This window comes from Neobacillus sp. DZ-9, assembly GCF_059587065.1.
The window spans coordinates 155,398-170,027 of sequence record NZ_JCAIOL010000002.1; the positions used below are offsets into that span (position 1 = coordinate 155,398).

Here is a 14,630-nt window from a genome sequence, read left to right on the forward strand (position 1 = left end):
TAAATGCGAACTACTGCAAAAATTTAAACTGTGTTTGTTTTTTGAATATTACAGAAATGCACCCGGGTCTTTTCCAAAAATTTTTGGTAAATGCCTAAACGAAATGAATACTGGTTGAATAGTATATGGTAGCAAATGATAAAGGAGGTATTACGATGAGTGGTGGATATGGAGCTGGCTTCGCTCTAATTGTAGTACTTTTCATACTATTGATTATTGTTGGAGCTTCCTGGATTTACTAAAAATTTGAAGTTTGCTGAAAGGAGGTAAAAAAATGTCTGGTGCAGGTGGATATGGTGGAGGATTTGCGTTAGTCGTTGTCCTTTTCATTTTATTAATTATTATCGGAGCTTCTTGGGTTTATTAATTACAAAATGGTAAACTAAAAGCGATGAGATTTCCTCATCGCTTCTATTTTTTAATGTTTTTGGTCCATTACATATCCTTTGTCCCGCAATAAGATAACAATTGGATTATGTATATAAAATTTCCAAATATGAAGAAATCAGAAGGATGGTGATTAGAACATTAATGGTACGAAAAACCTTATGCTGGCGTTCTTCAGGTATTTCTTTTTGAATACAAAGGGAACTGGTCATTTTATTTACATAAAACAAGATAAAAATAGCGAAGACAATAAAAATGGAGATCATCAACGATTCCCTCCTTGTTGTTCATTATGCTTAATACATTATCAAAAATTACGAAAAAAAGATAGTCAAAAAGAGTGGAAGAATATTAGACTTTTTATTCAGTTGCATAAAATTTCAGACAGTTGTTAAAAAAGGGTTTACCCTTAATTAAAATAAGTGAATAATGTTAATATGCTAACTTTAAAGTTTTGAAATGAGGGCTTAATTATGACAGAATACGAAATTCTATTACAAAGAATTAACCTGCTGGAATACCATCAAAAACTGCTTTTAGAACTCCTTAACAATCCAAAGCTTGAATTTTATAAGCTCATTATTGAAAGGGGAATATCTAAACAGGAAGTTATAAATTTCTTTCAATTATGTGATGAAATGAGCATAAAATTAGAAGAACAAAAAGCGGAAGGTTATGTATACTTTCATCCGCTTTTCGACGAATTATCTGCTTCTTTACCAGGAACACTGGAAATAAAAGAAGTACTAAAGGCATGTATAAAGCAAGATCTTTTCAAGACATTATTTCTAGAGTTCATAAAATACATCTAAGCAAGTTCTTGTTCGGGCTTCTCAGACTTACGAAGTTTCCCATTCTCTTCGATAAATTCGCTCTCAATATTATGGAAAGAACGTTCGAAAATCTCCATGAAATCTGCTCCGTAAATATTGCGAACAATTGCCATCGTTTCAATAAAATCTGGGAATTTGCCATATAGTTCCCTTAGTGGAAGGGCCCCAGAAAAAGCAGAATTACTATTCGGCTCATAGGTTTCCATTAATTGCAGTAAAATGTCTTCACCTTTTTCAGTCAGTTGAATGTAGGTGTTTCGCTTGTCATTTTCTTTTTTAGAAAATTGAAGCAAACCCCTTTCTTCTAACTTTTTTGAAAAATTAAACGCTGTGGATACATGCATCACTCCGAACTTTGCCACGTCGGAGATGGAAGCACCATTTAAATGATGGGCGATCCATAGAATATGATGCTCGTTAATATTTAAATCAAACGGTTTAATCCACTGTTGCCAATCCTTCTCAATTGATTTCCAAAGCGCCTTGCTTAATTGTGCAATTCGTTGACTAAAAAAGAAAGCTTCCTTCATTGAATATTGTTTCTCTGTCATCCCCATTTTCACCTACTTTTATATTTCTCTATTATCATTATGCCAATAAAATAAAAATTAATAAAGATATAAATTCACAAAATTTTTAGAAATTATGAAAATTTTATCTTGATATTTCATTTTTATGCAAAAAACTTGCCTTGTTCATAGGAATGGACGATCAATCATATAAATAGTTACAAGAATAATTAGAAAATTTTTAATATTTCAAGGGGGCAAGAAATGAAAAGTGCAACTGTAATTTTCTTTATCCTTAGTGCCATCCTTTTTTTGGGCACATTTAAATATTTATTAATTTATAAAAGACCTGGTGTCTATCCGCCGAAACAAGTTTTAAAGAAAAGAATTACGGCATTAGCAGGAGGGTGTGGAATTTGCCTTCTCGTTGCTTCCATGCTTTCTTATTTTTTATAAAATCTGGTAATATTCGAATTTAAGAAAAGAACCCTGTTGGGTTCTTTTCTTAAAAAGGATCCCGACCATTATTTTTGAATGACGGAAGCTGTAGATATTTTAGTTCTTTTAACGATTGAAAGGGCAACTGGATACAAAATAATCATAGTAATGGCATTTAGTGCGATTGCAGGTAATACACCTGCTGAGAATAGTAATGCGAATGAATTAGGTAAGCCGACAATCAAATACGCAGCTGTTAAAAAGACAGTCCCTGAAACAGCTGTTCCCACTGCAGTTAAGACTGCGACACTCACAACAGAATTTCGGTATTTTTTTAAGGCTAAAAATAAACCAAAAAAGACAATTGCAGTAATAGGCTTATCGATAATATTTGGAATTTGACCGCCTGGAAAACCAGTTGTTAATGCGGACAGCACACCAGTAACAATAGCTAGTAACATGACACTTTTAAATTCTGGAATAAGGACTATTCCTAAAAACATCATGGCCAGCATCATGTCTGGCTTAATTCCAAAGAATGATGGCATTACCGTGTGTAAAACTACCCCAATCCCCGCTAACAATGCTAAAACAACAAGATTTTTTGTATTCATTTCTCATCTCTCCTCTGCTCTTCTAAGCTATTTGTTTCTCCTGCAGTGCACTCATTGCCTGCAGCGAAAAACTTAGATTCATTATAACATAATAATATAATATTAATAAAGAAATAATTTTCTGATAATTTGAAAATTATTTTTTGAAAATTAAAGCTGGTTTGAAATATTTGCAGCCATTTCCTGCAATTGTTGGGGAGAATAATCACCTTGATTGTTTTTCCAGACTGCTCCGAATCCATCACCTTTTCCGTAACGAGGAATTAAATGCATATGGTAGTGAAATACAGATTGGCCGGCATGCTCACCATTATTGTTGATCGTGTTAAGTCCAATTGGTTCATATTCACGCTTTAATGCGTTGGCAATGGAAGGGACAACCTCAAACATATTTCTGGCAATCTCAGGCGTTAATTCAAATAAGTTCTCCTTATGGATTTTGGGAATAACTAGCGTATGTCCTTTTGTCACCTGGCTAATATCCAAGAAAGCCAAAACATGTTCGTTTTCAAAAACTTTTGCTGCAGGAATATCACCATTGACAATTTTACAAAAAATGCATTCACTCATCTTTTTCACAGCCCTTCATAAAATGTTTGTCTTATTTTACCATAATATAGACGGATAAAAAAGAAAAGAACAGGATTCGCATGGAATCCTGCCCTCTCGAAGGGGATTGCTTCATATTGACGTTCAATTAGGAGTGTTCTTTGATAAACACCTCATTTTTCGTAGAGTGTTTTTATAAAGAGACATCATTGTTCAAGCTGACCATCCCCTATATGTGTTTTTATATGTTTTCCCAACTTATAAAAACAGGTGGCGATCTGCGGTAAACACCTCATTTGCCGTTTATTTTTTTAAGATAAACAGTGGTGTTACTTGAACTCCAAATGGTTACCATGCACATTGTACAAAACAACCATCCCCTTATCTGATACGATTGAGAAGCTTACTTGTTTGAATGGAAAATGTCTTTAACAGACACCTCATTTCAAATTTTGATGAATTGCTTCACCGAAGTAAGTTGTTTCCCCTTCGAATATTATGATGTCCGGTTATGAAAGAAATATACAAAAAAAAATCGAAAAATTGAATTCCTATTTTTATTGAACGCATTTTGATAAAATAAACCATAATCATGCTATGGAAGGACGTTAAAAAATGTCTTTATTAACAATCGAAAATCTTGTCGGGGGATACACTAGAAACCCGGTTTTAAAGGATGTTTCTTTTGAAGTAAAAGAAAAAGAAATGGTTGGTCTCATCGGACTAAATGGAGCCGGAAAAAGTACGACCATAAAACATATCATCGGATTAATGGAGCCGCACAAGGGAGCCATAAAAATTAATGGAAAATCTTTTACTGAGGATAAAGAGGCATATCGCCACTTGTTCACCTTTGTTCCCGAAACTCCAGTTTTATATGAAGAGCTTACATTGGACGAGCATTTGAAATTAACAGCTATGGCCTATGGCCTGGATGAATCGAGGTATCAATCAAGAGTTGCACCTTTGTTGGCTGAATTTCGAATGGAAAAACGCCTGAACTGGTTTCCGGCACATTTTTCAAAAGGGATGAAACAAAAGGTAATGATCATGTGTGCCTTCTTAGTGCAGCCATCTCTTTATATTGTCGATGAACCTTTTGTTGGACTAGACCCCCTCGGAATCCAATCCTTGCTTGATTTAATGAAAAAAATGAAGGAAAGTGGTGCAGGTATTTTAATGTCAACCCACATTTTGGCAACTGCCGAAAAATATTGTGACCGCTTTGTAATCCTCCATGAAGGAAAAATTAGAGCAAAGGGAACATTAGAGGAATTAAGGGAACAATTTTCAATGCCTGCAGCTTCATTAGATGATTTATATATCCAATTAACAAAGGAAGAAAATTATGTTTGATGAAAAAAAGCTTTGGAAGGATCGGGCAGGGGTTCGAGTAAAGGATTTAGGCAGGTATCTTAGATATATTTTTAATGGGCATCTTGTTATTGTTTTGTTATTTCTTATTGGTACAGCATCCTTTTATTATCAAAAATGGATTGAGGGACTTTCTTCTGGATTTCCGGCAGAAATTATCATGGCCATAATTATTGGGGGGTTCTTAACCTATAGTCCGGTTTATAATTTTTTATTGGAAGCGGATAAAGTGTTCTTAATACCGCTTGAAGAAAAATTAAAAGGATATTTTTTTCGTTCAGGATTATCCAGCCTTTTTTTTCAAGGATATATTCTACTAATGGCTCTTGCAATATTAATGCCAATGTATGCACACATAAGCAGAGAAGGTTTCCACCGCTTTTTCCTGTTTTTCGTGGTTTTGTTAGCTTTAAAGGCATGGAATCTTGCTTCAAGCTGGAGAATCCACTATTATGTTCAATCGTCTGTACATAGATGGGATTTGGTTGTCCGTTATTTTTTAAATGCAGTTTTTTCCTATTTATTATTTAAGCAGGCAAACGTTCTGCTCCTTTTCCTTATCGTTATAATCCTGGCCTTTTATTTTTACTCCTTTTATGTGCGAACAAAAAGAATGGGTCTGAAGTGGGATTTATTAATTGATGGGGAAGAAAAAAGAATGGCCTCTTTTTATCGGTTGGCTAATCTCTTTACCGATGTGCCTAAGTTAAAAGAAACAGTTAAAAGAAGAAAATGGCTTGATTTCATTATTAATGGAATGAGCTTTTCTCAAGAAAAAACGTATCTTTATTTATTTTCTAGAACGTTCCTGCGATCATCTGATTACCTTGGTCTTTTTATCCGCCTAACAGTGATTGGAACATTTGCCATTTATTTTATATCGTTTGGGTTGGGGCAAATTCTGTTAAGTGTCTTATTTTTATATTTAACCGGTTTTCAGCTTCTTCCGTTATGGAACCATCATCAAAACAAGCTATGGGTTGATTTATATCCTGTTGCGACTAAGTATAAATCAGCTGCTTTTCATTCATTATTAATGATTATTATGATTGTCCAGGCTGTGATTTTCGCTATGTTCATTTTAATTAAAGGTGAACTGGTTCTTGCATTTCTAGCGTTACTTGGAGGCCTTTTGTTTACCTTCATGTTTGTGAAATTTTACAGTAAAAACCGTGTAAAAGATGTATCCTCCATTTGAAACCATTGGGCAGATTCCACTGTAAATAAGCATAAATTATTATGGAGGGGTGGGTCATAAAAATGAATGAATATGAATTGGAAGTCTATGAAGAAGTAGAAGAATGGAAAAGAAAAATAATGAGACGGTCAGGAATGATGAATCGTCTCTCCAAAAAAGCACAGGGGAAAATAAATGAATTCATTCCGGAAAAGGTCCATGAGGTGATGACAGAGAGTATAAAGGCGATGGTCAAAGCAACATTATTCGGTTCGCAGGTAACGACAAATAAGGATCAGGCAAGCGGGATGACATTAGCTGAACGAGATGAATTGGCTCGAAAAAAAATATCTACTTTTCAAAAAACCGCAATAATTGAAGGAGCGGGTACGGGGGCAGGAGGTATTTTACTCGGGCTGGCTGATTTTCCATTACTGCTTACCATTAAAATGAAATATCTTTTTGAGACAGCAGCAGTTTATGGATTCAATACCAAGGATTATGAGGAAAGGTTATTTATTCTCCATGTTTTTCAGCTTGCTTTTTCAAGTGATGAAATCCGGAAAAATACTTTATCTGAGATTGAAAATTGGGAAACACGAAAACAAGTGCTAGTGGAAATGGATTGGTGCAAGTTTCAACAGGAATATCGGGATTATATTGACCTGGTTAAAATGCTGCAGCTTGTCCCGGGAATTGGGGCTTTTGTTGGTGCCTATGCCAATAACAATCTCTTAAAGCATTTGGGAGAAACCGCGATGAATGCCTTCAGGTTAAGAATTTTGCAAAAAGCCCCTGAACTATAAATTGTTCAGGGGTTCGTTTAATTTATTTCTGAAATTTTATTGCGGCGGTTCCGAGTGTTTTAGCGGCAATTAGCATCGCTTTTTCATCTATATCAAATTTAGGATGGTGATGGGGGAAACCAGCATCATCTTTGACTGGTTTTGCTCCTGTATAAAAGAATGTACCTGGAATTTCCTGTAAATAATAAGCGAAATCCTCACCGCCCATTTGGGGCTCGGTTTCTTCAATGGTTAGAACCTCAGGAACATCTTCAGCACATGAAATTAAAAATTCTGTTTCATTTGCATGATTTACTACCGGAGGGTATCCTCTGAAATAATGATATTCATAACCGCAGTCCGCCAAATAACATGTGCCATGTATAATTCGTTTCATTTCATCCTCGATGAACTGGCGGATATCTTCATTAAACGTTCGGACGGTGCCAATCAGTTTTGCTTTATCTGCAATGACATTAAACGCATTTTGAGCCGTAAAAGAAGCAACTGTTACAACAGCGGATTCAACCGGATTAACCTTACGGCTGACAATTTGTTGTAAATTTAATACAAGCTGTGAGGCAGTAACGATAGCATCCTTCGTTTTATGAGGCTGGGCTCCATGTCCACCTTTACCTTGAATATCAATTTCAAACCTGTCAGCTGCTGCCATAATCGGTCCAGTTCGATACTGAATCTTCCCTGTCGGTTCACTTGCCCATAAATGTGTCCCGAAAATGACATCTACCCCTTTTAGACATCCTGCCTCAATCATCGATTTCGCCCCGCCGGGTGCATACTCTTCGGCATGCTGGTGAATAAAGACGTAGTTTCCTTCAAGTTCATCTTTTAGTTCATTCAAGGCTTTCGCCAGTACGAGGAGAGTAGCAGTGTGACCGTCATGTCCACAGGCGTGCATCACGCCAGGTACTAATGACTTGTAAGGGACATCCTTTTCGTCCTGAATTGGCAGGGCATCGAAGTCAGCTCTTAGTGCAACAGTTTTACCAGGCCTTTTCCCATATATCCTTGCTACCACACCATTTCCGCCAATATTCCCTTCGACTTCAATATTCAGATTCTCATAAAAGGATTTAATGAATTTTGCTGTTTCATATTCTTCAAAGGAAAGTTCTGGATGCTGGTGCATGTACCTCCGAATCGAGACCATTTCATCATAGTAATTTTCTAATTTAGCAAAAAGATTATTTAACATATGTAAACCCCCAACCTTTGATTATTTAGAATGTATTTTCAAACTATTTTAACATTTCTTACCTTGAATTGTAGATTTTAATATCCTCTTTCATTATACTTTTAAAAGTAATTTAACTAGTAAGAAAGGATTTTGCGGAATGGATCTTAAAAATAAATGGTATTTTTCCTATAGTTATATCATCATCGCTGTGTTAATCACGTTATACACCTCTATTAAAGTTGCCTTACACAGTCTATTTTTTATTGATGATAGTGTGGCAGGCTGGGCAGCCCATGTTCCTGATTCTGTCATTCCCTTTTTTGTTCAGATAACCGAAATGGGTGATAAAAAAGGGATTGGGGGTGTTGGCTTATTAACACTTGCCTGGTTAATACTGAGGAAAAGAAACTATTTGGGTGCTGCTGTTTTTGCCTTGTCAGTAGCATTAGGTAATGAAGCTAGTAAACTTCTAAAAAATCTTTTTGACCGGCCTAGACCCGACCTTGAGCATCTTGTCCAAGTAAAAAGCTACAGCTATCCAAGCGGACACGCGATGGTGGGGATGATTGTTTATTTTTTAATTGCTTATCTTTTAATGGAAGCCGCCAAATCAAAAACTGTGAAGATCATTATTGTCTGTGCCGCAACCATTTTAATTCTTTTAATAGGGGCAAGCAGAATCATTTTGCAGGTTCATTTTCCTTCTGATGTATTAGGCGGATATGCTATAGGGTACATATGGGTGTTTTGCTCGCTATTAATCTATAAATATTTTAAAATGCGGGTAAAGTAAGCAAGAGGCAGAAAATTAATCTGCCTCTTAATTATTAGTTTAGATTAAAAACATTGCAACTATCGTTGTTACAACCAATCCTATACATACTGGGACAAGGTTTCTTCTGGCTAAGTCGAATGGATCTACCTTACAAATAGCAGCCGCTGGGATTAACGCCCATGGTACGAGGACACCGCCGCCTACCCAAATCGCTGCAATTTGCCCAAGTGCTGTCAAGGTAGCAATACCTTTGCCGATGGCTGTGCCAAAAAGGGCGGCAACTGAGCCAGCTAGAGAAATCCCAGAGAATCCTGAACCATCTAATCCAGTAATTGCCCCAACTGTGGTTAATGTAACCGCTCCCACTTCTTTACTCAATGGCACAACATTGGCTAGAGCGACACCTAAATCGTTGACGATTCCTTGTGAGGCTTTCGGTAAGAAATCACCAATAATTTTTCCAAAACCAGCATCACCTAAATAGAAGAATGCGGCAATGGGAATAACAGGTCCAAACACTTTAAACCCAAAGGTAAATCCTTCTATTAAATATTGAGTGGTTTTTTCAAGCCCTTTATTTTTGTGAGTGGTTAATGTGATTAGCAACAATATGAGGATGGAGGTTCCTCCAATTAATGCGGTTGCATCGCCGCCAGTTAATTCTAAAATAGTCATAGCAGCAACATCAGCAGCAAATAATAAAGGCACTAAAATGGCGAAGAATCGTTTTTGGGCAACGGATAAAAGTGCTGGCTGATTTTTTTCTTCTTCATGAGTGTCTTGTATAACAGAATCTGTTATTTTTAGGACGCCCCGCTTCATATCTCTCCTTAAAAAGAAGAAAGCCGTAACGGTTGTAACAATCCCCATTGTGAAAACTAAAGGAACGCTGGCATTAATGACCTCTTGGATTGGAATGCCTGCTGCATCAGAAGTTAGCTTTGGAGCAGCCTGAATCACGAAATCCCCAGATAAAGCAATCCCATGACCAAACAAGTTCATTGCCATGGCGGTGCCTAACGACAACAAAGGAGTTTTATTTTTTAGAGGAATTTTACTTCAGTTATTAAAACAGAAGGGGTCTTACCTGGAGCCCGGTAATAGCTGCTTGGAACGTCAACAGTGATTGATTCAAATAGGTCATTAATAAATGCTTTCTTTTCTAAATCATTTGCAGTATCCCATAAATGTGGAATGTGCTCAAGCAGTGATAATATTTCATTTCGATCATATTTAACTTCACTTGGTATTATCGCGGCCAACTGCTCTTTTATCATTTCTTCTTTCCGTGTATCTTCCTGACTTAACTCTTTGTATTCTTCCTGACTCATTACACCATTGCCTAATGCCAGGAGCCAATTCTTTTTGCGAGTCTTAATAGCAGCCAATTCTCTTTCTAAATCCTTAATTAAATGTGATTGGTTGTCTTGTTCATTTTTCTCTAAATTAAATTCCTTTGACAAGTTTAAAAATTGCTCAGGATCATCAGCGGTTAATTCATCTAAAAAGATTTGAGTTAATGCATGTTCAGTGAATTGTGGAAGGTCACAGGTTGCAAAATTTTTCTTATTAATGCAGACGTAATGTTTCGAGCCTCTTGCCTTTCTACTGTATCCTGAGAGAGCTCCACCACACCTTGCACATCGGAGAACACCTGAAAAGTGAAAAGGTGAGGTTGCTTTCTTTCCATCTATTTTTCTTTTACCTCTTAGTTCCTGAACCTTTTCAAAGGTCTCATCATTAATGATTGCTGTATGGGTAATTTCATTGTAAATGATGGCATCCATTTTAGAATTATTTCCCCATCTTAAACGGCCGGTATATACTGGATTCTCAAGCCACCGACCAATCGTCCTGATGTCCTTATAAACTCCAAATTGCTGTAAATACAATACGATTGAACGTATTCCATGACCATTAGTATATAGCCGAAACATTTCCTCAATTAGATTTGCTTCCATTTGATTGATTTCTAATTCCCCATCCACAAGTTTATATCCAAACGGAGCGCGCCCACCATTACGTTCACCTTTATTTGCCTTTGCCAACATATTAACCGTCACACGCTCTGAAATCGTCTCACGCTCCCATTGTGCAATAGCAGCAACCAAGGTAATAAGAAACCTTCCCATAGCTGTTGTCGTGTCAAATGGTTCGGTTACTGAGCGAATAGCGATATTGTTCGCGTCAAATATCTTGAGTAACTTATCCAGGTCACTTACAGACCTTACAAGACGGTCCAATTTGTAAAAGACAACAACATCAAACTTCTTATCCTTAGCATCTTTTATCAAGCGCTGCATGTCTTTTCTGTTTAGATCTTTCGCGCTAGCATCATCCACATAAGAGTCAACATGCGTCCAGTTCTGTGACTCTATAAACTTACCATTTAATTCTTTTTGAGACTCAATACTGTAGCCTTGTTTAAATTGTTCATCCGTAGATACACGGTCATAGTCAACAGCCCTCATTGTTTTTCCTCCTTTCCACAATCAATGATATATAAAGTCTCTTATAAAATATCCCGTTAAATAATGGCTATACTTCATAAGTATTCCGATTTTCTGCAATATATTTAATATGGGAGCATCGATTGCGGATCTGTTCCAAGCGTTCCTCACATAGTTCTGGTGTAACCTTAAAAAGTCCAGCCATCTGGTCAATAACATATTCGTCCTCAAAATCTATAAATTTAATCATGTGATGGGGAATGGCGGCATACAAAGTAAAATGCCTGGCATCCCATTCCTGCAGCTCACGAAAAGCAGCTGGCATCATGGTTTGGATTCCCATATGTCTAAGGACATGACAGAGTTCGTGGAAAAATATTTCTCTTTGCTGGTCCTTCGGTTTTAATTTATTAATATAAATTCCTCGAAAATTTCCATTAACTTTGTGGAAGGAAGGCAATTCCCAACGTTTGATAAAGATACTGTAAATCCGTGCAATATGATCCTCATTAATCTGCCGAGGATGAAGGATTTTTAAGCGAATATAAAAGTCCGTTACCCAATCCTCTAGGGCGGTTGTTCTATAAGTATTTTTATATAATTCCACCAAATTCCCCACCTTTCGATAAAATTATACAAACATTTGTTCGTAAAAACAATAAAAAATGCCCAATTAAATGGACATTACAAAACGATCTATTTTATTCTTTAATATTTCGGAGTTGTTCTTTAACTAAAGCACCCGTTAGCTTAATAAGCATCCTTCCATTTAATAAAGCCTTCATCCCATCCACTAATTTTATCAATCTCGTGTTTGCCTATATGAAAGCATTCCTTGGGATGGTCTTTAAACCCAGGTAGTGTCATATATTTTTCAATCACTTCTTCCGCCTTTTCTTTTGTTGAAAAGACACCAATCATTTTTATCTCATCAAACATTTCGCCTTCATATTCATACTCGTAACTGTGTTCTAAAACATATACATACCCCATAGAAACACTTCCCCTATTTTTCCGTTTTTTATTTGTGAAACAAAAGCACCTGATAGTTGAAGAAGGTAGGTCATAGTTTTTCAATTACTAGCTTCCAATTCATCTGCAAACTTAATCATTTCCTCTTGTATCTGGGTAGCTAAATCAGGTTCTGTATAGATATAAACATCAGGTGCTTCAGGACCATCCATAAAAGCCTTTATGATAAAAGGCGTATTTTTGTCTCGATAAACTATATCGAATCTACCAACCTCATACTCATCATCGGGTTTCATTTTTTCTAACTTTTCTTGTACTTGGTTAATTTCTTCTGCTGAAAAACCTGATTCAACTAATGGGCTAATGCGTTGTAAAAAAGGTTTAACATTGTTCATCTCGAAATTCATCGATGCTTCATCCAGTTTTTTATCTTGAATTTTTGGTTCTTCCGTATCACTACAACCTCCAAGAAAGATAAAAAATATAATGGTAATTACCGCACTTTTTAATTTCATCCTACGACCCCGTTTTTATTAAATATTACCATTTCAATTTCTGTTATTGTTGGTTTTTTTAATAGAATTCTTTGAATGCTTATTCAACTAAACTGCCCCGTTAGTTGAACAAAAAAAGGCTACCTTAGCAACCTTGTACAGCTCATGCACCCGTTAGCCAACTATGCAGCAAAGCTGCACCACAGAGAATGGAATTTTAACACGTTCTTCCATGGTAGTTGAATGTAGTCGTGAATTACGTTGTTCTGTTGTTATATCTATTTATTACAGTTGCTAAAATGGCGATTAAAAAAACAATAACACTATTTATTAATAAATAATATCCTACTTGCAAGCCGTAAAATATTGCAAAAGCATCACGAATAACCAAAAGTGCTAATACACCACCGATTGCCCCAAATAAAACTGCTGATAATAATATTGTAAAAGCCGTAAAGTATAGATTTTTCTTTTTCTTGTAGGATATAAATCCAATAACATTTGCAACAACAATAAAAAAGCCCATAAGGATTAAGAAAAAATTACTCATTCAACTGCCCCCTTTAATAAACATATTTTACCATTAAAACTAAAAACCTTGTTGAACTATTCTGCCATTCTAGCTCAAAAATAAAAAAGACCGCCGCAGCGATCACTTTCTTTAACTCTTGCACCCTTTAGTTGAGTAAGCTATATTTTTATTAATCCTCGTCATTTAAAAACAACTCTTCTAAGTACCTTTCCTTTCTATTTAAAAATCCCTTTGTTATTTGATAATGTTCTGTGTCTTCATATCTGACGCTTTCAATTACATTGGAATCAAAACTAAAGATGTTTGCATTTGGATACCCCAGAAGAATAGGCGAATGTGTGGCGATGATAAATTGAGAGTTTCCACTACTCACCAATTGATAAATAACCCTCATAAATGCTAATAGGCGAGCTGGCGATAATGCTGCCTCGGGTTCATCTAATATATAAATGCCCTTACCCGAAAAACGGTTTAAAAATAATGATAAAAAGGATTCTCCGTGAGACTGGTGGTGTAATGACCTACCCCCATATGCTTGATAAATAGTCGGATCTTCTTTGGCTAGTTCATCCAGATGAGTAGCAAAATGATAAAAACTTTCAGCCCTTAAAAAGAAGCCTTGACTGATTTTTGGCAACCAAGACAAACGAATGTAATTTCCTAAAGCAGCGTGGGATGAATCTACATCAAATATATTGTTTCTTCCTCCCCCCGCGGTATTAAACCCACACTTGTAAGCAATTGCCTCAAGCAAAGTAGATTTTCCAGAACCATTTTCCCCTACAAAAAATGTTACTTCACTATCTAAGTCCAATGCATCCATTCCTCTTATAGCAGGAACAGTGAATGGGTACGTATTAAAATCGGGAACTTCTTCTCGTAAAAGAGTAATTCTACGTAAAAACAGCATTGGCTACACTCCGCTTTTTTATTTTTATTATAACGGGTATTGCGAGATTTTGAGATAATTCTTATTGAAGTACCCCGCAACGTTAGCGGAACAAGAAAAAGCGACTGCTCTTATTGAACAATCGCACCCTTTAGTTTAATAAACTATTTCGCTTTTGAAACGTAGAATCCTGTTCCATTTTCTTGTGGTACAAATACCTTAAACCCAGTTGGCATATTTTTTAGCATTTTCTCTGCCCCGTATTGTTCTTCAACTGTAATAACTGTGGGAATATCACTTCCTTCAGTTAATAGTTTCCATTTTGTAAAATAAAATCCTGTTCCGTTTTCTACTGTTTGTTCTGCTAATTCAGGCTGTTCTTCTGCTGATACCTTTGTGCTTTGTAAGTTTTCCGCAAAACCAACTGATAACGCTAAAACTCCTGCAAAACCAAGAGTTAAAACTAATTTCCTTTTCATATAAAAACCTCCATCCGACTCCAGCTTGTACTACTAACATATTTTACCACAAAGAAATCTATGCTTAAATTATTATTTCTTGTTCAACTAAACTGCCCCGTTAGCACAATAAAAAAACGGGATCGCCGCAGCAATCCCATCTTTAACATATGCACCCTTTAGCTTAATAGGGGTT

At 36.2% G+C, this 14,630-nt stretch carries 20 protein-coding genes and 1 pseudogene; 8 read left to right on the plus strand and 13 right to left on the minus strand.

Annotated elements, in window-relative coordinates; translation table 11 throughout:
- The first annotated feature begins 155 nt into the window (after window positions 1-155).
- Both AC59HZ_RS05095 and AC59HZ_RS05100 read left to right on the plus strand, forming a co-directional pair.
- Window positions 156-242 (plus strand): YjcZ family sporulation protein, encoded by an 87-nt coding sequence (locus AC59HZ_RS05095; protein ID WP_223593141.1) that lies wholly within the window; start codon window positions 156-158, stop codon window positions 240-242.
- Between the two features lie 32 nt (window positions 243-274).
- Complete coding sequence (locus AC59HZ_RS05100; RefSeq protein WP_223592945.1) at window positions 275-367, plus strand: YjcZ family sporulation protein; 93 nt, start codon at window positions 275-277, stop codon at window positions 365-367.
- A gap of 106 nt (window positions 368-473) precedes the next feature.
- On the opposite strand, the gene AC59HZ_RS05105 is transcribed toward AC59HZ_RS05100, so the two are convergent.
- Window positions 474-653 (minus strand): hypothetical protein, encoded by a 180-nt coding sequence (locus AC59HZ_RS05105; protein WP_191272637.1) that lies wholly within the window; start codon window positions 651-653, stop codon window positions 474-476.
- A gap of 207 nt (window positions 654-860) precedes the next feature.
- Between AC59HZ_RS05105 and AC59HZ_RS05110 the strand changes: the two genes are divergently transcribed.
- Window positions 861-1,199 carry a DUF1878 family protein gene (locus AC59HZ_RS05110; RefSeq protein ID WP_496544793.1) on the plus strand — a complete coding sequence of 113 codons (339 nt, stop codon included), beginning with the start codon at window positions 861-863 and terminating at the stop codon, window positions 1,197-1,199.
- Here AC59HZ_RS05110 and AC59HZ_RS05115 read toward each other — a convergent pair.
- Entirely contained in the window at window positions 1,196-1,771 is a 576-nt protein-coding gene (locus AC59HZ_RS05115; RefSeq protein ID WP_430066360.1) for an HTH-type transcriptional regulator Hpr, read from the minus strand. The genes AC59HZ_RS05110 and AC59HZ_RS05115 overlap by 4 nt on opposite strands.
- Window positions 1,772-1,993: 222 nt before the next feature.
- Here AC59HZ_RS05115 and yhzF point away from each other — a divergent pair, with 222 nt between their 5' ends.
- On the plus strand, window positions 1,994-2,185 hold the full coding sequence (gene yhzF, locus AC59HZ_RS05120) for a membrane protein YhzF (protein WP_496544794.1): 192 nt from the start codon (window positions 1,994-1,996) through the stop codon (window positions 2,183-2,185).
- 68 nt (window positions 2,186-2,253) lie between these two features.
- On the opposite strand, the gene AC59HZ_RS05125 is transcribed toward yhzF, so the two are convergent.
- Entirely contained in the window at window positions 2,254-2,781 is a 528-nt protein-coding gene (locus tag AC59HZ_RS05125; RefSeq protein ID WP_496544795.1) for a tryptophan transporter, read from the minus strand.
- Window positions 2,782-2,931: 150 nt separating this feature from the next.
- Window positions 2,932-3,351, minus strand: coding sequence for an HIT family protein (locus AC59HZ_RS05130; protein WP_496544796.1), 420 nt, complete (start codon window positions 3,349-3,351; stop codon window positions 2,932-2,934).
- A gap of 594 nt (window positions 3,352-3,945) precedes the next feature.
- Here AC59HZ_RS05130 and AC59HZ_RS05135 point away from each other — a divergent pair.
- From AC59HZ_RS05135 to AC59HZ_RS05145, 3 genes are all read left to right on the plus strand, one after another.
- Window positions 3,946-4,686: an ABC transporter ATP-binding protein gene (locus AC59HZ_RS05135; RefSeq protein WP_496544797.1), complete on the plus strand. Its 741-nt coding sequence runs from the start codon at window positions 3,946-3,948 to the stop codon at window positions 4,684-4,686.
- On the plus strand, window positions 4,679-5,902 hold the full coding sequence (locus tag AC59HZ_RS05140; RefSeq protein ID WP_496544798.1) for an ABC transporter permease: 1,224 nt from the start codon (window positions 4,679-4,681) through the stop codon (window positions 5,900-5,902). The genes AC59HZ_RS05135 and AC59HZ_RS05140 overlap by 8 nt, the downstream gene beginning before the upstream one ends.
- A gap of 62 nt (window positions 5,903-5,964) precedes the next feature.
- On the plus strand, window positions 5,965-6,687 hold the full coding sequence (locus tag AC59HZ_RS05145) for an EcsC family protein (protein ID WP_496544799.1): 723 nt from the start codon (window positions 5,965-5,967) through the stop codon (window positions 6,685-6,687).
- Window positions 6,688-6,709: 22 nt separating this feature from the next.
- On the opposite strand, the gene AC59HZ_RS05150 is transcribed toward AC59HZ_RS05145, so the two are convergent.
- Complete coding sequence (locus tag AC59HZ_RS05150; protein WP_496544800.1) at window positions 6,710-7,882, minus strand: M20 family metallopeptidase; 1,173 nt, start codon at window positions 7,880-7,882, stop codon at window positions 6,710-6,712.
- A gap of 139 nt (window positions 7,883-8,021) precedes the next feature.
- On the opposite strand from AC59HZ_RS05150, the gene AC59HZ_RS05155 reads away from it, so the two are divergent.
- On the plus strand, window positions 8,022-8,657 hold the full coding sequence (locus tag AC59HZ_RS05155) for a phosphatase PAP2 family protein (protein ID WP_496544801.1): 636 nt from the start codon (window positions 8,022-8,024) through the stop codon (window positions 8,655-8,657).
- Window positions 8,658-8,696: 39 nt separating this feature from the next.
- Here the strand turns inward: AC59HZ_RS05155 and AC59HZ_RS05160 are convergent.
- The 8 genes and pseudogenes from AC59HZ_RS05160 to AC59HZ_RS05195 all read right to left on the minus strand — a co-directional run.
- A pseudogene (locus AC59HZ_RS05160) lies at window positions 8,697-9,668 on the minus strand (hypothetical protein); the annotation flags it as partial.
- A gap of 14 nt (window positions 9,669-9,682) precedes the next feature.
- Window positions 9,683-11,110: a recombinase family protein gene (locus AC59HZ_RS05165; protein ID WP_496544802.1), complete on the minus strand. Its 1,428-nt coding sequence runs from the start codon at window positions 11,108-11,110 to the stop codon at window positions 9,683-9,685.
- A 67-nt stretch (window positions 11,111-11,177) separates the two neighbouring features.
- Window positions 11,178-11,696 carry an ImmA/IrrE family metallo-endopeptidase gene (locus AC59HZ_RS05170; RefSeq protein ID WP_496544803.1) on the minus strand — a complete coding sequence of 173 codons (519 nt, stop codon included), beginning with the start codon at window positions 11,694-11,696 and terminating at the stop codon, window positions 11,178-11,180.
- A gap of 143 nt (window positions 11,697-11,839) precedes the next feature.
- Window positions 11,840-12,082: a DUF7336 domain-containing protein gene (locus AC59HZ_RS05175; RefSeq protein ID WP_496544804.1), complete on the minus strand. Its 243-nt coding sequence runs from the start codon at window positions 12,080-12,082 to the stop codon at window positions 11,840-11,842.
- A gap of 80 nt (window positions 12,083-12,162) precedes the next feature.
- A complete protein-coding gene (locus AC59HZ_RS05180) occupies window positions 12,163-12,576 on the minus strand; it encodes a hypothetical protein (protein WP_496544805.1) in 414 nt (137 codons plus the stop codon).
- Window positions 12,577-12,811: 235 nt separating this feature from the next.
- Window positions 12,812-13,105, minus strand: a complete 294-nt coding sequence (locus AC59HZ_RS05185; RefSeq protein WP_496544806.1) for a 3-isopropylmalate dehydrogenase — start codon at window positions 13,103-13,105, stop codon at window positions 12,812-12,814.
- A 151-nt stretch (window positions 13,106-13,256) separates the two neighbouring features.
- Window positions 13,257-13,994 (minus strand): AAA family ATPase, encoded by a 738-nt coding sequence (locus AC59HZ_RS05190; RefSeq protein ID WP_496545341.1) that lies wholly within the window; start codon window positions 13,992-13,994, stop codon window positions 13,257-13,259.
- Window positions 13,995-14,140: 146 nt separating this feature from the next.
- Entirely contained in the window at window positions 14,141-14,455 is a 315-nt protein-coding gene (locus tag AC59HZ_RS05195) for a hypothetical protein (RefSeq protein WP_496544807.1), read from the minus strand.
- Window positions 14,456-14,630: the final 175 nt, after the last annotated feature.